The organism is Frigoribacterium sp. CFBP 13729, from assembly GCF_014841875.1.
Taxonomy (GTDB): Bacteria; Actinomycetota; Actinomycetes; order Actinomycetales; family Microbacteriaceae; genus Frigoribacterium.
In genome coordinates, this window is sequence record NZ_JACYUR010000001.1 from 784,727 (window position 1) to 807,921 (window position 23,195).

Annotated in this window: 17 protein-coding genes and 1 other RNA gene; 9 read left to right on the forward strand and 9 right to left on the reverse strand. The window is 72.4% G+C overall.

Going from position 1 to position 23,195, the window contains the following annotated elements:
- Positions 1-4 precede the first annotated feature (4 nt).
- The 3 genes from rsgA to IFT77_RS03505 all read left to right on the forward strand — a co-directional run bounded on the left by rsgA (position 5) and on the right by IFT77_RS03505 (position 2,776).
- Positions 5-1,138 carry a ribosome small subunit-dependent GTPase A gene (gene rsgA, locus IFT77_RS03495; RefSeq protein ID WP_192169214.1) on the forward strand — a complete coding sequence of 378 codons (1,134 nt, stop codon included), beginning with the start codon at positions 5-7 and terminating at the stop codon, positions 1,136-1,138.
- A 374-nt stretch (positions 1,139-1,512) separates the two neighbouring features.
- Complete coding sequence (locus tag IFT77_RS03500) at positions 1,513-2,430, forward strand: inositol monophosphatase family protein (RefSeq protein ID WP_192169498.1); 918 nt, start codon at positions 1,513-1,515, stop codon at positions 2,428-2,430.
- A 196-nt stretch (positions 2,431-2,626) separates the two neighbouring features.
- Positions 2,627-2,776: a hypothetical protein gene (locus IFT77_RS03505; RefSeq protein WP_192169215.1), complete on the forward strand. Its 150-nt coding sequence runs from the start codon at positions 2,627-2,629 to the stop codon at positions 2,774-2,776.
- 24 nt (positions 2,777-2,800) lie between these two features.
- Here IFT77_RS03505 and IFT77_RS03510 read toward each other — a convergent pair whose 3' ends face one another.
- On the reverse strand, positions 2,801-4,300 hold the full coding sequence (locus IFT77_RS03510; RefSeq protein ID WP_192041965.1) for an MFS transporter: 1,500 nt from the start codon (positions 4,298-4,300) through the stop codon (positions 2,801-2,803).
- 180 nt (positions 4,301-4,480) lie between these two features.
- Between IFT77_RS03510 and IFT77_RS03515 the strand changes: the two genes are divergently transcribed.
- On the forward strand, positions 4,481-7,885 hold the full coding sequence (locus IFT77_RS03515; protein WP_192169216.1) for a hypothetical protein: 3,405 nt from the start codon (positions 4,481-4,483) through the stop codon (positions 7,883-7,885).
- A 108-nt stretch (positions 7,886-7,993) separates the two neighbouring features.
- Here the strand turns inward: IFT77_RS03515 and ssrA are convergent.
- The 8 genes from ssrA to IFT77_RS03555 all read right to left on the reverse strand — a co-directional run bounded on the left by ssrA (position 7,994) and on the right by IFT77_RS03555 (position 15,147).
- Positions 7,994-8,371, reverse strand: a transfer-messenger RNA (tmRNA) gene (ssrA, locus tag IFT77_RS03520).
- A 107-nt stretch (positions 8,372-8,478) separates the two neighbouring features.
- Entirely contained in the window at positions 8,479-8,955 is a 477-nt protein-coding gene (gene smpB / locus IFT77_RS03525) for an SsrA-binding protein SmpB (RefSeq protein WP_123546410.1), read from the reverse strand.
- A 145-nt stretch (positions 8,956-9,100) separates the two neighbouring features.
- Complete coding sequence (ftsX, locus tag IFT77_RS03530) at positions 9,101-10,015, reverse strand: permease-like cell division protein FtsX (protein WP_192041967.1); 915 nt, start codon at positions 10,013-10,015, stop codon at positions 9,101-9,103.
- Complete coding sequence (ftsE, locus tag IFT77_RS03535; protein WP_123547268.1) at positions 10,012-10,755, reverse strand: cell division ATP-binding protein FtsE; 744 nt, start codon at positions 10,753-10,755, stop codon at positions 10,012-10,014. The genes ftsX and ftsE overlap by 4 nt, the downstream gene beginning before the upstream one ends.
- Positions 10,756-10,910: 155 nt before the next feature.
- Positions 10,911-12,017: a peptide chain release factor 2 gene (prfB, locus tag IFT77_RS03540; RefSeq protein ID WP_123546412.1), complete on the reverse strand. Its 1,107-nt coding sequence runs from the start codon at positions 12,015-12,017 to the stop codon at positions 10,911-10,913.
- 11 nt (positions 12,018-12,028) lie between these two features.
- Positions 12,029-12,700, reverse strand: coding sequence for a hypothetical protein (locus IFT77_RS03545; RefSeq protein WP_192041968.1), 672 nt, complete (start codon positions 12,698-12,700; stop codon positions 12,029-12,031).
- A gap of 134 nt (positions 12,701-12,834) precedes the next feature.
- Positions 12,835-13,431, reverse strand: a complete 597-nt coding sequence (locus tag IFT77_RS03550; RefSeq protein WP_192169217.1) for a hypothetical protein — start codon at positions 13,429-13,431, stop codon at positions 12,835-12,837.
- Between the two features lie 549 nt (positions 13,432-13,980).
- Positions 13,981-15,147 carry a cysteine desulfurase family protein gene (locus IFT77_RS03555; RefSeq protein WP_192169218.1) on the reverse strand — a complete coding sequence of 389 codons (1,167 nt, stop codon included), beginning with the start codon at positions 15,145-15,147 and terminating at the stop codon, positions 13,981-13,983.
- Between the two features lie 65 nt (positions 15,148-15,212).
- Between IFT77_RS03555 and glgX the strand changes: the two genes are divergently transcribed.
- The 5 genes from glgX (at position 15,213) to glgB (ending at position 23,177) form a co-directional block, all read left to right on the forward strand.
- On the forward strand, positions 15,213-17,282 hold the full coding sequence (glgX, locus tag IFT77_RS03560) for a glycogen debranching protein GlgX (protein WP_192169219.1): 2,070 nt from the start codon (positions 15,213-15,215) through the stop codon (positions 17,280-17,282).
- Positions 17,279-17,794 carry a Cys-tRNA(Pro) deacylase gene (gene ybaK / locus IFT77_RS03565; RefSeq protein ID WP_192169220.1) on the forward strand — a complete coding sequence of 172 codons (516 nt, stop codon included), beginning with the start codon at positions 17,279-17,281 and terminating at the stop codon, positions 17,792-17,794. Before glgX ends, ybaK begins: the two co-directional genes overlap by 4 nt.
- Positions 17,787-18,131 (forward strand): DUF1294 domain-containing protein, encoded by a 345-nt coding sequence (locus IFT77_RS03570; protein ID WP_197980394.1) that lies wholly within the window; start codon positions 17,787-17,789, stop codon positions 18,129-18,131. The genes ybaK and IFT77_RS03570 overlap by 8 nt, the downstream gene beginning before the upstream one ends.
- Before the next feature lie 391 nt (positions 18,132-18,522).
- Positions 18,523-20,523: an alpha-1,4-glucan--maltose-1-phosphate maltosyltransferase gene (locus tag IFT77_RS03575; RefSeq protein ID WP_371740909.1), complete on the forward strand. Its 2,001-nt coding sequence runs from the start codon at positions 18,523-18,525 to the stop codon at positions 20,521-20,523.
- Positions 20,524-20,537: 14 nt separating this feature from the next.
- Entirely contained in the window at positions 20,538-23,177 is a 2,640-nt protein-coding gene (glgB, locus tag IFT77_RS03580) for a 1,4-alpha-glucan branching protein GlgB (RefSeq protein ID WP_192169222.1), read from the forward strand.
- Positions 23,178-23,195 lie beyond the last annotated feature (18 nt).

A 23,195-nucleotide genomic window follows, 5' to 3' on the forward strand; every position in this document is an offset into this window, starting at 1 on the left:
CCCGGTGAGCTGGTGGAGCGACGGCGACGACGCCGTCGAGGACGAGGCCTGGGGCCAGTACGACGAGAGCTCGGTGCGACAGCGCCCGAACCCGAAGGCCAACCGGCCGCGCACCAAGCAGCGGCCCGCGTACGCGGACGCCGAGGAGGGGGTGGTCTGGACCGTCGACCGCGGCCGCTACGGCGTGCTGATGGACGCCGGCACCCCCGACGAGCGCGAGATCACGACCGCCCGCGCCCGTGAGCTCGGCAAGAAGAGCGTCGTCACGGGCGACCGGGTCGGCGTCGTCGGCGACACGAGCGGGGCGGAGGGGTCTCTCGCCCGCATCGTCAAGGTGCAGGAGCGGACGACGCTGCTGCGCCGCAGCGCCGACGACAGCGACGCCGTCGAGCGCGTCATCGTCGCGAACGCCGACCAGATGCTCATCGTGGTCGCCGCGGCGGACCCCGAGCCGCGCCCCCGTCTCGTCGACCGCTACATGGTCGCCGCCTTCGACGCGGGGGTCGAGCCGATCCTCTGCATCACGAAGACCGACCTGGCCGATCCCGCACCGTTCGCCGCCCACTTCTCGTGCCTCGACCTGCGGATCGTGACCACCACCTCCACGTCGTTCGACCCCCTGCCCGACGGGTCGCCGTCGCCGGTGCTCGACGAGCTGCGCGAGCTGCTCGACGGGCACGTCACCGTGACCGTGGGGCACTCGGGCGTCGGCAAGTCGACGCTCGTCAACGCCCTGACGGGGTCGCAGCGCGAGGTCGGCGTCGTCAACGCGGTGACCGGGCGGGGGCGGCACACGTCGTCGTCGACCGTCTCGTTCAAGGTGCCGAGCGGCGGCTGGATCGTCGACACCCCCGGCGTCCGCTCGTTCGGGCTCGGGCACGTCGACCCCGAGAACATCCTGCGGTCGTTCGCGCGGCACGCCCACCCCTCCGAGAAGCCCTCGCGCGACGGGATCCCGCTGGCCGAGGCGCACGACTGGGAGATCGTCGACCGCGTCGAGGCCGGCGAGCTCGGCGACGTCGGGCGTGAGCGGCTCGCCTCGCTGCAGACGCTGCTCGCCTCCAAGGGCGGCGTCAGCGGCCGCGAGCAGGCCGCCCGCGACGAGGACGCGCGTTCGGACGAGCAGCCGCCGCGCTAGCCGGCGCGCTGCCGGGTCGCTGCCGCAGATGCCGACCGTGGGCCCTGCAACAACGGGATTTCACGCTTTCGTCGTGGCGGGGGCCGCCTCCTTGTCGGCATTTGCGGGCTCCGTTCTCGAATTTGAGAGTGATCGCCTTCCATCGAAGCGTGTGGCGCGGGAGGCGGGACGCTGAGAGCGGGATCACTCCCGCTTCACGATCACCGCCCCCGAGATGTGACCGGTACGCAGTGCGCAGACGAGGAGGCGCGGTGCCGGCCGGGCGCGCTCGGTACGCTGGCGAGGTGACCGACCTGACCCGCGCCTCCTCGTCCGACGCCGACGCAGACACGAGCTCGGCCGGCACCGACGGCGGGGCCCGCTGGGCCGCCGACCTGCGGCTGGCCCTGACGCTCGCCGACGCGGCCGACGCGATCAGCACCGAGCGCTACCGCTCCGCCGACCTGCACGTGTCGCTCAAGCCCGACCGCACGCACGTCACCGACGCCGACCAGGCCGTCGAGCGGGCCATCCGGGCCGGGATCGAGTCCGAGCGCCCCGACGACTCCTTCTACGGCGAGGAGTACGGGAACGACGCAGCCGGGGACGACAGCGCCCGCGAGGACGCCTCCGCGACGGACGGCACCGGCACCCGCATCGGCACCGGCACCGGCACCGGCTCCGGCTCCGGCCCCGGCTCCGGCGCTGCCGGGCACGCCCGAGCAGTCCCCCACCGCCAGTGGATCGTCGACCCGATCGACGGCACCGCCAACTTCCTGCGCGGGGTGCCCGTGTGGGCGACCCTCATCTCGCTCGTCGTCGACGGAGTCCCCGTCCTCGGCGTCGTCAGCGCCCCGGCCCTGGGCCGCCGCTGGTGGGCCAGCACGGGCGGCGGGGCTTTCTCGTCCGAGCACGGCACGACTCCCCTCCGCGTCTCCGGGGTGCGTGACCTGGCCGACGCGTCGCTGAGCTACAACGGCCTCGACTACTGGATGGACGCCGGCCGGCTCGAGCAGCTGCTCGACCTGACCCGGAAGGTCTGGCGGGTGCGTGCCTACGGCGACTTCTGGTCGTACATGCTCGTCGCCGAGGGTGCCGTGGACATGGCCGGCGAGTTCGACCTCCAGCCCTACGACATGGCAGCCGTCATGTCGATCATCGAGGAGGCGGGCGGTCGGTTCACGAGCGCCGACGGCGAGGCCGGCCCCTGGCACGGCAGCGCGCTCGCGACGAACGGCCTGCTGCACGACGACGTCCTCGCGGTCATCACCGCCTCCCCCGATGCGGCACCGAGGGTCATCCGCTCGGTGTAGGCCCGGGCCGGGAACCGGTCCCTCTGGTTGATGCTGACGAAACACCCGGTCGGCTTGACTGGCCGTAGGCAATCGCCACACCCCGGAGGGGTCCCGCCGAAGGGCGGGTGAGCGAGCCAGGAGCCCCGCGGTCCGTCGTCACCTCGACGGGCCGCGGCGGCCCCGCCAACCAGACCGTCTCGCAGAGGAGCCCACCATGTCCGTCGTCACCGCCGCCTCCGTCGTCGCCGCCCACACGAGCACCGTCGCCCGCGTCGACCCCGCCGCGGTCGACCTGCCGCGTACGCTCGCCGTCGACATCACCGCCTGGCTCGACGCCGCTGCCGCGCAGTCACCCGCGGCCTGAGCCGCGCCGCCCGACGAGCAGGGCCTAGGAGGCGTCGGCCGCCTCGCCCACCCGTCCCTGCTTGCGCGCCCGCAGGTCGAGCAGCGCCAGCACGAGCGCTCCCGCCACCAAGGCGATGGTCACCAGGAACCCGCTGCGGTACGCCTCGTGGTAGATGTCGAGGGTCGAGCCCTCGCTTCGGCCCGCGATGACCGAGTAGAAGGTCGACACCGCCGCGGCCGTGCCGATCGCGGTGCCGGCGCGCTGGCCGACCTGCCCCATGGAGCCGGCCACTCCGCCCATCTCGACCGGCACCTCCGCCAGGGTCAGGGTCTGGTTCGGCGAGATGACGAAGCCTCCCCCGGTGCCGGCGACGAGCATGCCGCCCGCCATCGCCCACGGCGTGTACTCGGGCGGGGTGAGCGTCGCGGCCAGCAGGAGGACGACGAAGCCGACGCCCACGAGCACGAGGCCGAGCACGACGAGGCTTCGGCCGTACTTCTCGACGATGCGACCGCCGTAGAAGGCGGCGACCGCGCTGGTCAGCGCGAACGGGATGGTCACCATGCCGGCGTAGACGGGCTCGAGGCCGAGCCCCTGCTGCAGGAAGAGCGTGGTGAGCAGGAACGTCGCGGGAAGCGCGCAGAAGTACACGGTCGCGATGAGGGTGCCGTTGCGGTACGACGCGAGCGAGAACAGCGAGAAGTGCACCACCGGCGACTTGCCGCGGGCCTTGTAGCGCTGCTCCCACCAGACGAAGAGGGCACCGAACCCGGCGAACCCGACCAGGAACAGCCAGCGCAGCGGGTCGTCGCCCTGGCCGGTCGTCAGCACGAACGGCAGCATCAGGGTGAGGATCGTCAGGCCGAGCAGCACGATGCCCATGAGGTCGAGCTCGTTGTGCCCGCTCGGCGCGGTCGACGTGCGGGGCAGCAGCTTGAGGGCGAAGACGATGGCGACGATGCCGAGCGGCACGTTCATCCAGAACAGGAGGCGCCAGCCGTCCTGCGCGCCGCCCACCGCGATGAGCAGGCCGCCGATCGTGGGGCCGAAGGCGGTCGAGACGCCGATGACCGCGCCGAACAGGCCGAACGCCCTGCCGCGCTCGCGTCCCTGGAACAGCTGCTGGATCAGGCCGAGCACCTGCGGCATCTGGATGCCCGCGGCCACGCCCTGCAGGATGCGGGCGGCGACGAGCAGCTCGACGGTCGGAGCGATCGCGCAGAGCACGCTGGCCACGGTGAACGAGCTGAGGCCGATCACGAACATCAGGCGCCGCGACTTGAGGTCGCCGAGGCGACCCGACGGCACGAGCGACAGGCCGAAGGCGAGGGCGTAGCCCGCGACGATCAGCTGCAGCGCGGTCGGTCCGGCACCGAGCGACGCCTCGATGCTCGGCAGGCCCACGTTGACCTTCGACAGGTCGAGGATCGTCAGCGCCGCGACGCCCACGCAGACCCAGAAGGCCTGCCACTTCTGGCGCTCGTCGTACCCCGACGACGAGGAGGAGGTGGGCACGGAGGAGGTGTCGGGCGCGTTCGTCATGGAGGTTCCGTCATACACCTGCAGTGCGTGCACCGTCCTCGCCGACGGCGAGTGGCCCGATTGCGAGCGGACCCGGGGTGGTGGGCCCCGGCTCTTGTCCGGCCGGACGGCGGCGTGTGAAGATCGCTCATGTCGACGTCGTCCCGTCCCCCGGGACGGCCCTCACGGATCAGGACCCCCATGCACAGCGTCGCGCCTCGTCGCGGCCGGCTGGCCCGGACGCTCGTGGCGTTCGCGGTCGCTGCGGCCGCCGTCTCCCCCGCCCTCCTCGTCGCGGGGCCGGCCCACGCGGCCGGCACGCCCCTCCTGACCGAGTCGTTCACCGGCAGCTCGATCGCGGATCCCGCCTGGCGCGGACTGAACGACGCCTGCCTCACCGGGGCGACCACGGCGGTGCCGGCCGGCAGCAGCAACCTGTCGCAGTGCTCCGACCTGAGCGGGTCGCCCGCGGTCGGCACCCCCGGCTTCCTGCAGCTGAACGCCGAGAGCGGCTTCCGTCGCGGCGGTGTCGTCTACAACCAGGCCATCCCGGGCAACGGCGGCCTCGTCGTCGAGTTCGACCAGTGGCAGTACGGTCCCGACGGCGGCGACGGAGGCGACGGCATCGGGTTCTTCCTCACCGACGGCAACGAGCAGCTGACCATGACGGGAGCCGACGGCGGGTCGCTCGGCTACGGCAACCGCAACGGCGACCCCGGCGTCGTCGGCGGCTACGTCGGCATCGGCCTCGACGCCTACGGCAACTACGCGAACCCGACCGAACTGCGCGACTCCACCTGCACCCCGCCCGAGGTCGGCCCCGGCTTCGTGCCGAACGCCGTGTCGCTCCGCGGTCCCGGCAGCGGCACCACCGGCTACTGCTGGCTCGCCGGCACGGTCGGCGCGAACACCGGCGGAGACCGGTTCGCCTCGACGCTGCCGGGCTCGCTGCGCGGCACCGGTGCCGACGACACCAGCCGCGACTCCGTCCGGGTGACCCTCAGCCCCGACGCGCTCCCCCTCGTCACCGTCGACATCGACTTCCACGACGGCCGTGGCTACCTGCGCGTGCTCGAGCATCAGATGACCGACGCCGCCCCCGACACCTACAAGCTGGGCTTCCTCGGATCGACCGGCGGCGCGACCGACGTGCACCTGATCCGCAACCTCGCGGTCTCGTCCGTGCAGGAGCTCGGCGCCCTCAACCTGGTCAAGTCCGTCTCGGGCACGGCTCCGGCCGAGGGCTGGGCCGTCGGCGACCGCATCCCCTACACGTTCACCGTCAGCAACACCTCGATCGTCCGCCTCGACTCCCTCGCGATCGGCGACGCCCTCGCCGACGACGTCACCTGCCCGGTGGCGAGCCTCGCGCCCGTCGGCCAGCCCGGAGCCACCGCCGTCTGCGCGGGCGGGCACACCGTCACGGCCGCCGACGCCCAGGCCGCGACCTTCACCAACACGGCGACCGCCACCGCCGTCGACTCCCGCAACGGAGCGGCCATCGCGAGCGCCGCCTCGACGGCCACCGCGCCGCTCGACCAGCTGCAGCCGGCCGTGGGCCTGACCCAGACCGCCGAGCTGATCGACGCCGACGGAGACGGCGTCGCCGGCCCCGGCGACACGATCCGCTACCGCTTCACCGTGACCAACACGGGCGAGACGCCCCTCGGCGACCTCGCCGTCGACACGGGAGGCGCCCCGGCCGTCGACACCACCGGGATCGTCCTCGCCGTGGGCGGCACCCGGACCTTCACCTCCGACCGCCCCGTGACCCAGGCCGACGTCGACGCCGGCGGCCCGCTCGTCAACACCGCCTCCGCGACGGGGTCGTCGCCCTCGGGGCTGACGGCCGCCAGCGGTCCCTCGGTCGTGGAGACGCCCCTCCTGACGGCCTCGGACCTGCTCGAGCTGGGCGTCGAGCAAGCCCTCACGACGGACGCGGACGGCGACGGCCTGGCCGATCTCGGCGACGTGGTCACCTACACGTACACCGTGACCAACACGGGCACGAGCACCCTGTCCGGCGTGGCCCTCGCCCCGACGCGCGGCACCGGCGTCGTCGTCCTGAGCGGCGACCCTGCCTCGCTCGCGCCGGGGGCGTCCGTGACCTACAGGGCCACCACGACCGTCACGCAGGCCGACGTCGACAGCCCGGACCCGGTGACCGAGACGGCCACCGCCTCCGCCACGGGCGTGGACGGTCCCCTGACGAGCCCGCCGGCCTCTGTCCAGACCGTCACCGCCGCGGCCGACGACGCGCTGTCCGTGGACGTGGTCCCGGTGCTCGACGACACGAACGGGAACGGCGTCGCCGACCCGGGCGAGACGATCTCGTACTCGTACGTCGTGACGAACACGGGGAACACGAGCCTCACCGGCATCGTGATCGACGGCCCGGGCGTGCTGCAGCCCGTCCGCGTCGGCGACGGCGCCGCGGCCCCGGGCGGCACCGTCCGCTTCACGTCCGCACCCCGCACCGTCACGCAGGCCGACGTCGACGCGGGCGACCCGCTCGTCGTCACCGCCACGGCGACGGGCACGACCCCGGAGGGCACGACGATCGACAGCCCCCAGGCCTCGGGCAGCACGCCCCTCCTGGCCGCGCGGGCCGACCTCGACCTCGAGCTCACGGCCGTCCTCGGGGACGCGAACGGCAACGGCACCGCCGACGTCGGCGAGACGATCACCTACACGTACACCTCCACCAACACCGGCACCGTGACGCTCACCGGCCTGGGCGTGACGGCACCGCGCACCCCGATCACGACGGCGTCGCCCGCGTCGCTCGCACCCGGAGCGTCCGGCTCGGTGAGCGGCAGCTACGTGGTCACGCAGGCCGACATCGACGCCGGCACGGACCTGGGCGCCACCGCGGTCGCGACGGCGACTGACCCCGCAGGAGGCGTGGTGACCTCGCCCGAGGCCGCCCTCGCGATCCCGACGCCGGTCACCCCCGGCACCGGCGGGCTGTCGATCGAGGTGACGGCCGAGCTCGCCGACACGAACGGCAACGGCGTGGCCGACGCGGGCGAGGTCGTCACGTATCGCTACGTCGTCCGGAACGAGGGCACCGTCAGCCTCACCGGCGTCTCGGTCGCGGACCCCGACGCCCAGGGGCTGACCCCCGAGTCCGTGGACCTCGCCCCGGGCGGGTCGGCGACCTTCACCGCCACGCGGACCGTGACGGCTCGGGACGTGATCGCCGCCGCAGCCGGCGACGGGACCGTGCCGACGACCGCCCGCGCCACGGGCACCGCCCCCGACGGGACGTTCGTCACCTCGCCGGCCGCCGCCGTGGCGGTCGAGGCCGGAGCGGTGCCGACGTCGCCGACCGACCCCTCTACGCCGCCCGTGGACCCGGGGACGGGTCCCGTCGTCCCGGGCCCGGCCGCACCTGGCCCGGCCGCACCTGGCCCGGGCGCAGGCACGGTCCCCGGTGGTGCGGGCGGCGGCACCGGCACGACGGCCGGTCGCCCCGGGCTCGCCTTCACCGGCTCCGACAGCGCCTGGCTCGCGAGCATCGCGACGATGCTCCTCGTGGCCGGTGCCGGTGCGGTCTCCGTCTCCCGCCTCCGCACGGGTGGGGGGCGACGCCAGCGCCCCTGACCGCCCGGCTGGTCGACGCGCCGCGACCGGGAACGACGAAGGCCCCCGACCTGCTGGTCGGGGGCCTTCGTCGTCGCGACGACGGTACAGAGTGTGACGACGGCCCGATGGTGGAGATGGGGGGAATTGAACCCCCGTCCATCGCTGAGATTGCACGCATTCTACGGGCGTAGCCAGATGAGACGTTCTGCTCGGCCCCGACCTTCGCTACTGGCTCCTAGGTCGACGGGCCCAGCCCGAGTGCAAGTCCCGCGTGACCCTCAGGCGTAGTCACGCAGCAAGCCCTCTAGATGACGTCAGGCTCTGGTTAGAAGGCGGTCACCAGACTGACGGACTCCATGTGGCTCTACTGCTTACGCAGCGAGAGCGAAGTCAGTGCGCTTGTTATTGGCACTTATTGTTTTCCAGAGATCGTTAACGAGATAACCCTGGATCCTCGGCCCGCTTCTCGTTCGCACACAGGCGATGTCGAAACCGATCATCCCCATGAGGGGGCCGCTGTCACACTCTGTTGATCTATGAAGAACCGTTGTCGCTGTGGCCGAGTGTAGTTGCCCCGCAGGGAAGAATCCACTCGCCCGATGCCGCCAGCTCTACTCGCCTAGGTGCTTCCGGGCCGACATCGCCGACTGGGCCTCGCGGGTCGCCGTGCGCTCGCGCAGGGTCTGTCGCTTGTCGTACTCGCGCTTGCCCTTGGCGACGGCGATCTCGACCTTCGCTCGCCCGTCGCTGAAGTAGATCTTGAGAGGGATGACGGTGAAGCCGCCCTCCTTCGTCTTCTGCCCGATCTTGACGATCTGCTGCTTGTGCAGCAGCAGCTTGCGCTTGCGCCGGGGTGCGTGGTTGTTCCAGGTGCCCTCGGTGTACTCGGGGATGTGCACCGCGTCGAGCCACGCCTCGCCGGCGTCGACGAAGGCGTAGCCGTCGACGAGCGAGGCCCGCCCCTGCCGCAGCGACTTGACCTCGGTGCCGCTGAGCACGATGCCTGCCTCGTAGGTGTCCTCGATCAGGTAGTCGTGGCGCGCCCGACGGTTGGTGGCCACGACCTTCTCGCCGCGTTCTTTCGCCACGCTCTGCCTCCGGTCGTTCGTGGGATGGTCTGCCCGCGATCAGGCAGCCTGTCAGTCTACATGAGCGAGACAGCGAAGGAGGCGCGGTCCAGGTCTCCCTGCACCGCGCCTCCTGCAGGCACTCGCCTCGCGACGCGGGGCGTCGCTAGACCTTGAGGTACCGCCTGATGGCGACGTTCGCCGACAGCGCCGCCAGGGCGATGCCGATCACGACCACCACCGGCACGACGATCGCCGTCTCACGCAGCCCGATGAACGGGGTGGAGGCGAAGGTCGTCACGAGGTAGCCCTTGACGAAGAAGTTGACGATGGCGATCAGCGCACCGCCCGCCAGCACCGAGCCCACCAACGCGGCGATCACGCCCTCGAGGATGAACGGCGTCTGGATGAACCTGTTCGACGCGCCCACCAGCCGCATGATGCCGAGCTCTCGCCGTCGACTGAAGGCGCTGAGCCGGATGGTGGTGGCGATCAGCAGCACCGCCGCGATGAGCATCAGCACCGCGATGCCGATGGCCGTGTAGCTCGCGGCGTTGAGCACCGAGAAGATCGGGTCGAGGTAGCCCCGTTGGTCGACGACGCTCTGCACGCCGGCGAGGCTCGAGAGGCTCTCGGTGAGGACGTCCGACTGCGTCGGGTCCTTGAGGTTCACCCAGAACGTCTCGTTGAGGTACGACGGCTGAACGAACTCGGTCGCGGGGCTGTCTGCGAACTGGGTCGTGAACCGGGCGTAGGCCTCGTCCTGCGTCTCGAAGTACGACCGGTCGACGAAGGGCGCGAGCACCTGGCTGCTGAGCTGGGCCTCGACGCCGTCGATCTGGTCCTGCGTGGCCTTGGCGCCCGTGCAGTTGCCGGTCGTGTCGGTCTCGGTGCAGAGGTAGACGGCCACCTGGGCCTTGTCGTACCAGTAGCCCTTCATCTGGTTGATCTGCAGCTGGAGCAGGGCCGCGGTGCCGACGAAGGTCAACGAGATGAACGTGACGAGCACGACCGCGACGACCATCGAGACGTTGCGCCGGAGGCCGCTGCCGACCTCGCTGAGGACGAGTCCGAGTCTCATTCGTCCGCTCCCCTCAGGCTGAGGTCTTCCACACCGATGGCCTGGATGGGCACCGCCTGCGTCTGGTAGCCGCCGTGGCGCTCGTCGCGGAGGATGTTGCCCGCCGAGAGCTCGATCACGCGGCGCTGCATCTGGTCGACGATGCCGGCGTCGTGCGTCGCCATGATCACCGTGGTGCCGCCGGCGTTGATCCGCTCGAGCAGCGTCATGATGCCGGCGCTGGTCGAGGGGTCGAGGTTCCCCGTCGGCTCGTCGGCCAGCAGGATCGACGGCTTGTTGACGATGGCGCGGGCGATGGCCACGCGCTGCTGCTCGCCGCCGGAGAGCTCGTGCGGCAGGCGCTGCTGCTTGCCCACCAGGCCGACCATCTTCAGGACGTCGGGGACCGCCTCCTGGATGAAGCCCTTGCTCTTGCCGATCACCTGCAGGCTGAAGGCGACGTTGTCGAACACGCTCTTCTGCGGCAGCAGGCGGAAGTCCTGGAACACCACCCCGAGGTTGCGGCGGAAGTACGGGACCTTGCGGCTCGAGAGCACGCCGAGCTTCTGCCCGAGCACGTGGATCTGGCCCTTAGAGGGCTTCTCCTCCTTGAGCACGAGGCGCAGGAAGCTGGACTTGCCGGAGCCGGAGGCACCGACGAGGAACACGAACTCGCCCTTGAGGATCTCGAGGGTGACCGAGTTCAGTGCCGGCCGGGGGTTGCCGGAATACACCTTGGTGACTTCATCAAAACGGATCATGACGGGGATCACCCTAAGCGCGGGCTGCGCCGATCGCGGTCGCGACTCGCCCCTCGAACGGGCCTATGGAAGCGCTGGGAGAGCGCGGAGGAGGCGCGGTGCCGTCGCGCACCGCGCCTCCTTCGTGACTCCCCCGCGCCTCGTTCGCGCCTGGCTCAGTCGTCGTCGCGCTTGCGCCAGCGGATGCCCGCCGAGATGAAGCCGTCGAGGTCGCCGTCGAACACGTTCGACGGGTTGTTGACCTCGTGCTCGCTCCTCAGGTCTTTCACCATCTGGTACGGCGCGAGGACGTAGCTGCGGATCTGGTCGCCCCAGCTGGCCGTGATGTTGCCCGCCAGCTCTTTCTTCTTCGCGTTCTCCGCCTCCTTCTGCAACAGGAGGAGGCGCGACTGCAGCACGCGCATCGCCGCGGCCCGGTTCTGGATCTGGCTCTTCTCGTTCTGCATCGAGACGACGGTGCCGGTCGGGATGTGGGTGAGGCGGACGGCCGAGTCGGTCGTGTTGACGCTCTGGCCGCCCGGGCCCGACGACCGGAAGACGTCGACGCGGATGTCGTTCTCGGGGATCTCGACCGCCTCCGTCTCCTCCATCAGCGGGATGACCTCGACCGCGGCGAAGCTCGTCTGGCGCTTGCCCGCGGCGCCGAAGGGGCTCATCCGGACGAGGCGGTGCGTGCCGGCCTCGACGCTCAGGGTGCCGAACGCGTAGGGCGCGTCGATCTCGAAGGTGGCGCTCTTGATGCCCGCTTCTTCGGCGTAGCTCGTGTCCATCACCGTGGCCGCCATGCCGTGCTTCTCGGCGTAGCGCAGGTACATGCGGAGCAGCATCTCGGCGAAGTCGGCCGCGTCGACGCCGCCGGCCCCCGCGCGGATGGTGATGACCGCGGGCCGCGGGTCGTACTCGCCGTCGAGGAGCGTCTGCACCTCGAGCGTGTCCATCATCTTCTGCAGGGCCTTGAGCTCGACCTGGGCCTCGTCGGCGGACTCCTGGTCGTCGCCGTCGTTGGCCATCTCGACCAGGACGCCGAGGTCGTCGAGGCGCTGCTCGGTGGTCTCGAGCTTCTCGAGCTCGGCCTGGCGGTGGCTGAGCGCGCTCGTGATCTTCTGCGCGTTCTCGGTGTCGTCCCAGAGGTCGGGTGCCGACGCCTGCTCGCTGAGCTGGGCGATCTCGGCGACGAGACGGTCTTGCCCGATCACGGCCCGGATGTCCTCGAACGTGGCCCGGAGGGCGGCAATCTGCTCAGAGAAGTCCAGTGCGATCATGGTGGTCGAGCTTACCGGGCCGGGGCGGACGGGGCCTGCGCGTGCTGGCTGCCGTCGCTGCTGCCGCTGCCACTGCTGCCGCGGGGGCGCGCGACGCCGGCCTCGCGGAGGGCGACGTCGGCGAGGCGGCGGACCACGGCCGGGTCGCCCGCCCGCCACGACGCGACGGGGTCGGGCGAGACGGCGAGCGCCGCGCGGGCGTCGCGTCCGGTGAGGGCACGCAGGGCGAGCAGGTCCTCTCCGCCGGGCAGCGCGAGCAGCCCCCGCACCGAGGAGGCGCGGCGCACGAACGCGACCCGCCCGCGCAGCCACGCCCACAGCACCACGATGCTCGGCAGCCCGCCGACCAGCAGCCCGGCCACGAGCGCGGCGCGCGCCACGTCGTCCTGCTGCTGGCGGCCCGCGTCGACGAGCGTCTGGCCGGCTCCGGCCGCCCCGTCGAACGGTGCCGACGCGGCGCCGCCCAGCAGCGGGATGCCGCCCAGGACGCGCGAGGCGTCGTCCATCGTCCCCTGGAAGCCGGTGCCCGCCTCCTCGATCTGGCGCCCCAGCTCGGCGAGGCCGCCGACGAAGGCGGCGACCGCGAGCCCGAGCGCCACGAACACCACGACGAGCCCGACCGCGACGACGTCGCCGGCGACCTGGCGAGCACGGACGGCGTTCGACGCCGAGTAGATCTGCATCCCCCCAGTCTGCCCCGCGCCCCGTGCCCCGTGCCCCGTGCCCTGGAGGCGTCGAGTTGCCCCGAAGCGCTGCCCCGGCCCCTCCGACGTGACAGATCAAGGCAAGTAGACGAGGCAACCCGTGGGGGCCACCGTCAGGGGCGCGCATCGAGGTCGCGAGCGAGGCGGCCGAGGAACGAGGCGGCGAGTGGCCCGCGGAGGTGGTCGTCAGTGACCCGGTGGTAGGCCCACCCGTCGTCCACGAACCGCGCTGCGCGCTCGATGCCTCGACGCCACTGGCGTCTGTCCGTCCTGTGTCCGTCGCCCTCGAACTCCACTGCGACCTTGCGGCGTCCGTCGCTGAGGTCGGGTCGTCCGAGATACGCCCCCGACGCGGTCCAGCGCTTCATGTCGACATCGAGCCGGGGCAACCCTGCACGCTCGATCATCAATCTCAGGAGCGTCTCGCGGGGTGACATGACGCCGGCCCGCAGCCATTCCGAGGCCGCCCGGAGTCGCACGACACCAGGTCGCCGGTGCGTCCTCTCCACAGCGTCGACCAGCTCGGCGAGGTCACGCCCGCGGGCCGGGCCGAGCGTCGACCACCTTCCCGCCAACGCGTCGCCGACCTGCACGAGCTCGTCGACCGACAGGAGCGGGGCCGACTGCACCCACGCCTCCACCGGGTCGACGACGCGGAGTCCCCCGAGGGAGTGCAGCCGCGGCACCCGCGCGAGCCGATGGCCTCGCACGCCCGGACGCCTCCGCTGGTGCGTGGTCGATCCGGTCACGTGCAGGGCGCCGCCCTCGTGACGGGTGGGCAGAGGAAGATGCCACAGCGCGAGTGCCGTCACGTGGCTGAAGTACTCGTCGCCGCAGAGCAGGACGCCGAGAGCAGCCGCCCGCTGCTCGATCGACTCTGGTGCGACCGTCGTCCGGACACCGTGGTGCGGACTGTTCAGGTCGGCGGCGCGGAGCCGATGGGGCGGTACACCTGCGTCACGGGCGTCCTGGGCGGAGAACGGACCTAGGGCGAGGGATGGGGGAAGGGGTCGTGGACGCACGGACCGAGACTCGGGACCGCACTGGGCTGCCGCTCGGGGGCAGCGTCGACCTGGGGACGACATCGCTCATCCGTCGCCGGTGGAGGAGAGGCCCCTCTTCACACTGCACGGATCGAGTTGGCCCGTTCTGCTGCGCTCAGACTCAAGAGGAAGCACATCGGGGCAAGTCGCGCATCTGACACGGGCGTGATGGGCTCGGGCGGGGCGGGGGCGGGCGCGCGAGCGGGTGCGGGCGCGCTAGCGCGCGAAGGAGGCGGGCGCGTGCGCGGCGTAGCCGGCGCGGGTCGCGCGGGCGACCGCGTCCGGCAGGGCGGCGAGCAGCGCGTCGACGTCGGCCTCGGTGCTCGTGTGCCCGACCGTCATGCGGAGCGCGCCCCGCGCCTCCTCATCGGAGAGGCCCATCGCGAGCAGGACGTGCGACGCCTCCGGGATGCCCGCCTGGCAGGCGGACCCGGTCGAGACGGCGACGCCCGCGGCGTCGAGGAGGAACAGCAGCGAGTCGCCCTCGCAGCCGGGGAAGGTGAAGTGCGCGTTGCCCGGGAGGCGGTCGACCGGGTCGCCCCGCAGCACCGCCGACGGGACGGCGGCCTGCACCCCCGCGACCAGCCGGTCGCGCAGCGGCTCGTACGCGTGGTGCGGCTGCTCGGCGGCGACGGCGAAGGCGACCGCGGCCGGGCCGTCCTGCGTGCCCGAACGCACCTGTCGCTGCTGGCCGCCGCCGTGGATCAGCGGCTCGACCGTCGCGGTGCGCGAGAGCACGAGGGCGCCGATGCCGATGGGCCCGCCGATCTTGTGGGCGCTGACGCTGAGCGCGGCGAGGCCGCTCGAGCGGAAGTCGATCGGCACCTGCCCGTACGCGGCCACCGCATCGCAGTGCACCGGCACCCCGTGGGCGGCGGCGAGCGCCGCGACCTCGTCGACGGGCTGCAGGGTTCCGACCTCGTTGTTGGCCCAGAGCAGGCTGACCAGGGCGACGTCGTCGTGCTCGACGAGGGCCGCGGCGAGCGCGTCGACCCGCAGCCGGCCGTGCTCGTCGAGCGGCAGCCAGGTCACGACGGCGCCGTCGTGCCGTTCGAGCCACTCGACGGCGTCGACGGTGGCGTGGTGCTCGCCGGCGGGGACGAGGAGGCGCGGGCGAGGCCGGTCGGCCTGCCGCGCCCACCAGAGGCCCTTCACCCCGAGGTTGACGGACTCGGTCCCGCCGGAGGTGAAGACGACCTCGATCGGCTCGCAGCCGAGGGAGGCGGCGACGCGCTCACGCGCCTCCTCCAGCACGCGCTTGGCGCCCTGGCCGGCGGAGTGGATGGAGGAGGGGTTGCCGACGGTGCCGAGGGCCGCGGCGTAGGCGGCGATGGCCGCGGGGTGCATCGGCGTCGTCGCGGCGTGGTCGAGGTAGACGACCATGGGGGCGCCTCCTGCCGGCCGGTCGGTTCGCGGGCCCGTCTCGGCCCTCATCTACTGTAGGTCCCGTGCCCGACATCGACCCCCTCGCCGACCTCGGAGTGCGCCAGGGGCCGGACGGGCCGACGTTCCGCGTCTTCTCGTCGTCGGCCGAGCGCCTCGAGGTCGTCATCGACGACGCGCCCCACGACCGGGTCGTCCCGCTGACGCGCGACGAGCACGACGTGTGGAGTGCGACCGACGCGGCTCTGACGCCGGGTCGGCGCTACTGGCTCCGCGTCGACGGGTCCGACCACGCCGACGGGACGGCGGGCGAGACGGCCCGTGCCGAGGGCGGTGAGCACCCCACCGGCGAACGCCCCGCCCTGCTCGACCCGTACGCGCGCGGCCTCGGCCGGACGGGCCGTGGCGAGCACCGCGCGACCGTGATCGACGAGTCGTTCGACTGGGGCGGCGTCGAGAAGCCGCGCACCCCGCTCGACCGGGTCGTCGTCTACGAGGCGCACGTCCGTGGCCTGACGAGGCTCGCCCCCTTCGTGCCCGACGAGCTGCGCGGCACCTACGCGGGGCTGGCCGCCGACACGACCATCGCCTACCTGAAGGGGCTCGGGGTCACCGCGGTCCAGCTGCTGCCGGTGCACCAGCACGTCGACGAACAGCGCCTCGTCGCGCAGGGCATCGAGAACTACTGGGGCTACAACACGTTGTCCTACTTCGCCCCGCACGCCGCGTACGCGAGCCGGGACGCCCAGCTGGCCGGCGCCTCCGCCGTGGTGCGCGAGTTCAAGGGCATGGTGCGGCTGCTGCACGAGGCGGGCATCGAGGTCTGGCTCGACGTCGTCTACAACCACACCGCCGAGGAGGGCGAGGACGGCGGGCCCGTGACGAGCCTCCGCGGCCTCGACGCGGGGGCCTACTACCGGCACGACGCCGAGGGCCGCCCCGTCGACGTGACCGGCTGCGGCAACTCGCTCGACACGAGCCACCCCGCCGCGCACCGTCTCGTGATGGACTCGCTGCGCTACTGGGCGACCGAGATGCAGATCGACGGCTTCCGCTTCGACCTCGCCGCGACGCTCGGCCGCGACGCGGGCCACGTCTTCGACCCGGCTCACCCGCTGCTGCACGACATCGTCTCGGACCCGGCCCTGGCGGGCGTCAAGATGGTCGCCGAGCCGTGGGACGTCGGAGCCGGCGGCTGGCAGACCGGCGCGTTCCCCGACGGGTGGATCGAGTGGAACGACCGGTTCCGCAACCGGGCCCGCGACTTCTGGCTGACCGACGTGGCGACCGCCCGCGCCCAGGGCACGCCGCCCACCGGCGTCGGCAGCTTCGCCTCGAAGCTGAGCGGGTCGAGCAACGTCTTCAGCCACGACCGCGGGCCGCTCGCCGGGCTCAACTTCGTCACGGCCCACGACGGCTTCACCCTGCTCGACCTCGTCTCGCACGACGCCAAGCACAACCTCAGCAACGGCGAGCAGAACCGCGACGGCACCGACGACAACCGGTCGTTCAACCACGGCGTCGAGGGACACAGCGACAACCCCTGGATCAGCGACGCGCGTCGCCGCTCGATGCGGAACCTGCTCGGCACCCTCTTCGTGTCGTCGGGGGTCCCGATGCTCACCGCCGGCGACGAGCGCGGTCGCACCCAGCGCGGCAACAACAACGGCTACTGCACCGACAGCGAGCTGACCTGGGTCGACTGGGCGACGCAGCCGTGGCAGCAGGGCATCCACGACGACGTCGCGACGCTCGCGCGGATCCGCCGGGAGAACCCCGCGCTCCGCCCGACGCGGTTCGGCGTCGAGGGCGCCTGCACCCTCAGCGCCAACGACATCACCTGGGCCGACGCGTCCGGCGCCGAGATGCGCCAGGACGAGTGGGAGGACCCGCGCGTCCGGACCCTGCAGTACGTGGCCCGCTCGACGCCCGAGCACGAGGCGCCGAACACGGTGCTCGTGCTGGTGCACGGGGCCGAGTCCGCGGCGGCCGTCACGCTCGCCCGTGCCGAGGGCGTCGCCGGCTGGGAGCCGCTCTGGTCGAGCGACGACTCCGCCGAGCTGCACCCGCTCGAGCCGGGCGACGAGGTGCTGGTGTCGGCCCCCACGGTCGTGGTCTTCCGGGCCGTGCCGTGAGCGGCGGGCGCACCCCGTCGGCCGCGGGCGCAGGCAAGGGCGCCGGCACCCCGGCGACCGTCGCGCTGACCGCGGCGGGCATCGCGTTCACCGCGCACGCCTACGAGCACCACGACACCGCGACGAACTTCGGCGAGGAGGCGGCGGCCGAGCTGGGCCTGTCGGAGGACCGCGTCTTCAAGACGCTCGTCGCCTCGGCCGACGACGAGCTCGTCGTCGCGGTGGTGCCCGTCGCCCGTCGCCTCGACCTCAAGGCCCTCGCCGCCGCCCTCGGCGCGAAGAAGGCCCGGCTCGCCGACCCCGCCGTGGCCGAGCGACGCACGGGCTACGTCGTCGGCGGCATCAGCCCGGTGGGCCAGCGCACGGCGCTGGCGACCGTGGTCGACGCCAGCGCCGCCTCCTTCGCCACCGTCTTCGTCAGCGCCGGGAGGCGCGGGCTCGACCTCGAGATCGCTCCCGACGACCTGGTGCGCGCCACCGGGGCGCGGCTGCTGCCGATCGCCCGTGACTGACCTGATGCCCGTGCCCGGCGTGGCCGGCGCGACCGATCCGACGACCCTGTGGGCCGTCGTGGCCGTCGCCGCGGCGCTGCTCGCGCTGAACGGCGTGACCGTGCTCGCCTACGCGCTCGACAAGCGAGCTGCGCGGCGGGGGGCCCGTCGGGTGCCCGAGCGCACGCTGCTGACGCTCGGCCTCGCCGGAGGCTGGCCGGGCGCGGTCGTGGCGCAGCGACGGCTGCGGCACAAGACCCGCAAGCGGTCGTTCCAGTCCTCGTTCCGGCTGACGATCGCCCTCAACGTCGCGATCGTCGTGGTCGTGGTCCTCGTCGTCCGCCTCTCGACAGGCTGAGTCCGGAGGGGCGGCGAGCAGGGCGAGCGGGGGCCGCTGCCGGCGACCGGACCGGTTCGGGCCGGGTCCGGGCGCGCTGCAGCAGCGTCCCGTGACGGCACCACGGCGATCGACCGGGGTGACGGCAGGACGGTGCCCGTCGTGCTGACGAGCGTGTCGAGGGCGCCGGGCTCTCGGGGCGGATCGCACCCCGGGCGGGCAGGCCGCGTCGACAGATCCGACTGTACTGGTCCCCCGGATGGCGGACAAGACAATTCGATGCGATCGCATCCACCCAGTTGAGGGGCCAGCGGATTCGTCGCAGGCTGGGCGTCGCACTCCACCCGGCCGTCGCCCGCCGTCCCCGACGGAGGCGGTACGCCGGGCCTCGAGACCGGGTAGCGTCGCCCCCGTGGCGACAGCATACGAACCCAGAGTCGGGCGGATCCCCGTCACGGCGCTCTCCCCGACCACCCCCGACCGGGACTTCCCGACGAAGGCCTTCGCCGGAGAGGTCGTGCCGTTCGGCGCGACCGTCTTCCGCGAGGGGCACGACGTCGTCGGAGCCGACCTGGTCCTGACCGACCCCTCCGGGTCCGAGTCCCGGCACCCGCTCGTCGCGGGCCTGCCCGGCACCGACCGCTGGACGACGGAGGTGCAGCTCGAGACGGAGGGCGACTGGACCTGGCAGGTCGAGGCGTACACCGACGACTGGGCGACCTGGCTGCACACCGCCGAGATCAAGGTCCCGGCCGAGCTGGACGTCGAGGTCACCTTCGCGCTCGGCAGCCGCCTCCTCGCCGCCGCCGCCCCCGGCTACCCCGACACGACCCTCGTGCGGGACGCGGCGAAGGCCCTCGCCAACGAGGCGCTCTCGCCCGGCTCGCGCCTCCGCGTCGCGACCGACGCGCGCCTCGCCGCCGTCTTCGCCGCGAAGCCGATGGCCAGCCTGGTCACGCGCAGCGCCCCCGAGGAGCTGCGCGTCGAGCGCAGCCGCGCCGCGGTCGGCAGCTGGTACGAGTTCTTCCCCCGCAGCGAGGGTGCCAAGAAGCTGCCCGACGGCACCTGGAAGAGCGGGACGTTCCGCACCGCCGCCCGCCGGCTCCCCGCGATCTCGCGGATGGGCTTCGACGTGCTCTACATCCCGCCCGTGCACCCCATCGGCACGACGTTCCGCAAGGGGCCGAACAACACGCTCACGGCCGGGCCGAACGACCCGGGCTCGCCCTACGCCATCGGCTCGCCCGACGGCGGCCACGACGCGGTGCACCCCGACCTCGGCACGCTCGCCGACTTCCGCTGGTTCGTCGACACCGCCAAGAACACGGGCCTCGAGCTGGCGCTCGACCTGGCCCTGCAGTGCTCGCCCGACCACCCGTGGGTCACCGAGCACCCCGAGTGGTTCACGACGCTGCCCGACGGCACGATCGCCTACGCTGAGAACCCGCCGAAGAAGTACCAGGACATCTACCCCCTGAACTTCGACAACGACTACGAGGGCGTCAGCCGCGAGGTGCTCCGCATCGTGCGGCACTGGATCGAGCTCGGCGTCGCGATCTTCCGCGTCGACAACCCGCACACGAAGCCGGTCCGCTTCTGGGAGTGGCTGCTGCACGAGGTGCGGCAGACGAACCCCGAGGTGGTGTTCCTCTCCGAGGCGTTCACCAAGCCGGCCATGATGCAGGCGCTCGCCCGCGTCGGCTTCCACCAGTCGTACACGTACTTCACCTGGCGCAACGAGAAGTGGGAGCTCGAGGAGTACCTCGACGAGCTGTCGAAGGAGACGAGCGCCTGGCTGCGCCCGAACCTGTTCGTCAACACCCACGACATCCTCACTCCCTACCTGCAGTACGGCGGTCGCCCGGCGTACAAGGTGCGGGCCGCGATCGCCGCGACGGCGTCGCCGACCTGGGGTGTGTACTCGGGCTACGAGCTCTTCGAGGACGTCGCCCGCCCGGGCTCGGAAGAGAACATCGACAACGAGAAGTACGAGTACAAGCCGCGCGACTGGGCCGGCGCGGAGGCGGAGGGCGCGACCCTCGCCCCCTACCTGACCCAGCTCAACCGCATCCGCAGCTCGCACCCGGCCCTCCGCCAGCTCCGCAACCTCGACCTGCACTCGAGCGACGACGACGCCGTCCTCGTCTACTCGAAGTACCTGTCGCGGGCCCACACGCGCAGCGGCCGGGCCGACGCCATCATCGTCGTCGCCAACGTCGACCCCCACTCGGCCCGCGAGACCACCGTGCACCTCGACGTGACGAAGTTCGGGCTCGTGCCCGGCGGCACGTACACGGTGCGCGACCTCATCACCGGCCAGTCGTGGACCTGGGGCGACGACAACTACGTGCGCCTCGACGCCTTCGTCGAGCCCGTGCACGTGCTGTCCGTCGACCTCACCCGAGCGCCGTAGGAAGGCGACCCACCATGAGCATCTTCTCCCGCCACGGCTCCTCCCGAGACGACGACCGTCGCGAGCCCGTCCAGCCCGAGCCCGTCGTCGCCGAGCCGGTCACGCCTGAGCCCGCGGCCGCCGAGCCCGTCGCACCTGAGCCCGTCGCCGCCGAGCCGGTCACCTCCGTGCCCGACGAGAACGACCCGCCCGGCACGGCCGAGCCCCCGCTCCCCGCCGAGGAGCCGGCAGCGACCGACGAGCTCGACGAGCCGTCCACGAGCGACGAGCTCGACGAGCCGTCCACCGCGGACGACCCCGATGAGCCGTCGGACCCGGCCGAGGCCGACGAGCCCCTCCTGGCCTCGCCCGTCCCTGCTCCGGTCCCGACCGAGGAGCGCCCTGTCCTCGACCTCGCACCCGCGACCCCGGCGGGGCCGGCCGAGCCGACCGAGGAGCGCCCCGTGGTGCACGAGGACCCGACGCCCCCCGACGTGCGCCGCGAGCCTACGACCTCCACACAGCAGCTCCCCGCCCTCGACGACGCCGAGGTGCTGGCCGCGGCCGAGGGCCGCCACGCCCACCCGCACGCCCTCCTCGGCGAGCACACGGTCGACGGGGTCACGGTCGTCCGCGTCGTCCGTCCGCTGGCGGGCTCCGTCAGCGTGACGGGCGCCTCCGGCGAGTCAGTCGTCCTCACGCACCACGCGCACGGCCTGTGGCAGGGCCTCGCGGCAGCGCCGCTCGGCGGCTACCAGGTGACCGCCGAGTACGAAGGAGGCGCCCCCTGGGTCGCCGACGACCCGTACCGGTTCTCCCCCACCGTCGGCGACCTCGACCTCTACCTCTTCGGCGAGGGCCGTCACGAGCAGCTCTGGACCGTGCTGGGCAGCCACGTGCGCGAGCACGAGGGCGTCCGCGGCACCTCCTTCGCCGTCTGGGCCCCGCACGCGCAGGCGGTCCGCGTCGTCGGCGACCTGAACGGCTGGTGGGGCGACCGTCACGCGATGCGCCGCCTGGACGACAACGGCGTGTGGGAGCTCTTCGTGCCCGGCGTCGACCAGGGCTCGTACAAGTACCAGATCCTCACGCCCGACGGCGAGTGGGTCGAGCGGGCCGACCCGATGGCCCGACGCGCCGAGGTGCCCCCGGCCACCGCCTCCGTCATCACCGAGGCCGGTCACGACTGGGGCGACGACGCCTGGCTCGAGCGCCGTGCGGCGACCGACCAGCACGCCGGCCCGATGAGCGTCTACGAGCTGCACGTCGGCTCGTGGAGGCCCGGCCTCGGGTTCCGCGAACTGGCCGACCCGCTCGTCGACTACGTCACCGCGCTCGGCTTCACGCACGTCGAGTTCATGCCGCTCGCGCAGCACCCGTTCGGCGGCTCGTGGGGCTACCAGGTCACCGGCTACTACGCGCCGCAGAGCACCTGGGGCTCCCCCGACGACCTGCGCTACCTGATCGACCGGCTGCACCAGGCCGGCATCGGCGTGATCGTCGACTGGGTTCCCGGCCACTTCCCGAAGGACGAGTGGGCCCTCGGCCGCTTCGACGGCCGCAGCGTCTACGAGCACTCCGACCCGCGCCGTGGCGAGCAGCCCGACTGGGGAACCTACGTCTTCAACTTCGGCGACTCGCAGGTGCGGAACTTCCTGGTCGCGAACGCGCTGTACTGGTTCGAGGAGTTCCACGTCGACGGCCTCCGGGTCGACGCCGTCGCCTCGATGCTCTACCTCGACTACAGCCGCAACGACGGCGAGTGGCTGCCGAACGAGCACGGGGGCCGCGAGGCCACCGAGGCGATCTCGTTCCTGCAGGAGACCAACGCCACGGCCTATCGTCGCCACCCCGGCATCGTGATGATCGCCGAGGAGTCGACCAGCTGGCCGGGCGTCTCGCGACCCACCAGCGAGGGCGGCCTCGGCTTCGGCCTCAAGTGGAACATGGGCTGGATGCACGACACCCTCGACTACGTCGAGAAGGACCCGCTGTACCGCTCCTACCACCACGGCGAGATCACCTTCTCGTTCCACTACGCGTGGAGCGAGAACTTCATGCTGCCGATCAGCCACGACGAGGTCGTCTACGGCAAGGGCTCGCTGTTCGAGAAGATGCCCGGCGACGACTGGCAGAAGCGCGCGAACCTCCGCGCGTACCTCGCCTACATGTGGGGGCACCCCGGCAAGCAGCTGCTCTTCATGGGGTCCGAGTTCGGCCAGCCGACGGAGTGGAGCCAGGAACTCGGCCTCGACTGGTCGGTGCTCGACCGGCCGCAGCACCAGCAGGTCTTCGACCTCGTCAGCCGCCTGAACCAGGTCTACACGTCCGAGAGCGCGCTCTGGGCCCACGACTTCGACACCGAGGGCTTCGAGTGGATCGACGGCGGCGCGGGCGAGCAGAGCGTGGTCGCGTTCCTCCGCAAGTCGGGCTCGGGCGACTCGCTCGCCGTGCTGGCGAACTTCTCCGGCCAGCCGCAGCGCATGCGCTTCGGTCTGCCGGAGGCCGGCACGTGGGACGAGGTGCTGAACACCGACGCGACGATCTACGGCGGCTCGGGCGTCGGGAACTTCGGCGCCGTCACGGCCGTCGACAGCCCGTGGGCCGGGCGTCCCGCCTCCGCGGACGTCCAGCTGCCGCCGCTCGGCGTCGTCTGGCTGAAGCTCCGCCGCTGAGCAGTCACGCCGCTCCTC

Excerpts from the sequence above, each read along its gene's own strand:
- IFT77_RS03505 (WP_192169215.1), top strand. The coding sequence starts at position 2,627 with ATGTCCGTCGTCACCGCCGCCTCCGTCGTCGCCGCCCACACGAGCACC.
- IFT77_RS03510 (WP_192041965.1), bottom strand. The coding sequence starts at position 4,300 with ATGACGAACGCGCCCGACACCTCCTCCGTGCCCACCTCCTCCTCGTCG.
- IFT77_RS03515 (WP_192169216.1), top strand. The coding sequence starts at position 4,481 with ATGCACAGCGTCGCGCCTCGTCGCGGCCGGCTGGCCCGGACGCTCGTG.
- ftsX (WP_192041967.1), bottom strand. The coding sequence starts at position 10,015 with ATGAGACTCGGACTCGTCCTCAGCGAGGTCGGCAGCGGCCTCCGGCGC.
- ftsE (WP_123547268.1), bottom strand. The coding sequence starts at position 10,755 with ATGATCCGTTTTGATGAAGTCACCAAGGTGTATTCCGGCAACCCCCGG.
- prfB (WP_123546412.1), bottom strand. The coding sequence starts at position 12,017 with ATGATCGCACTGGACTTCTCTGAGCAGATTGCCGCCCTCCGGGCCACG.
- IFT77_RS03545 (WP_192041968.1), bottom strand. The coding sequence starts at position 12,700 with ATGCAGATCTACTCGGCGTCGAACGCCGTCCGTGCTCGCCAGGTCGCC.
- IFT77_RS03555 (WP_192169218.1), bottom strand. The coding sequence starts at position 15,147 with ATGGTCGTCTACCTCGACCACGCCGCGACGACGCCGATGCACCCCGCG.
- glgB (WP_192169222.1), top strand. The coding sequence starts at position 20,538 with ATGAGCATCTTCTCCCGCCACGGCTCCTCCCGAGACGACGACCGTCGC.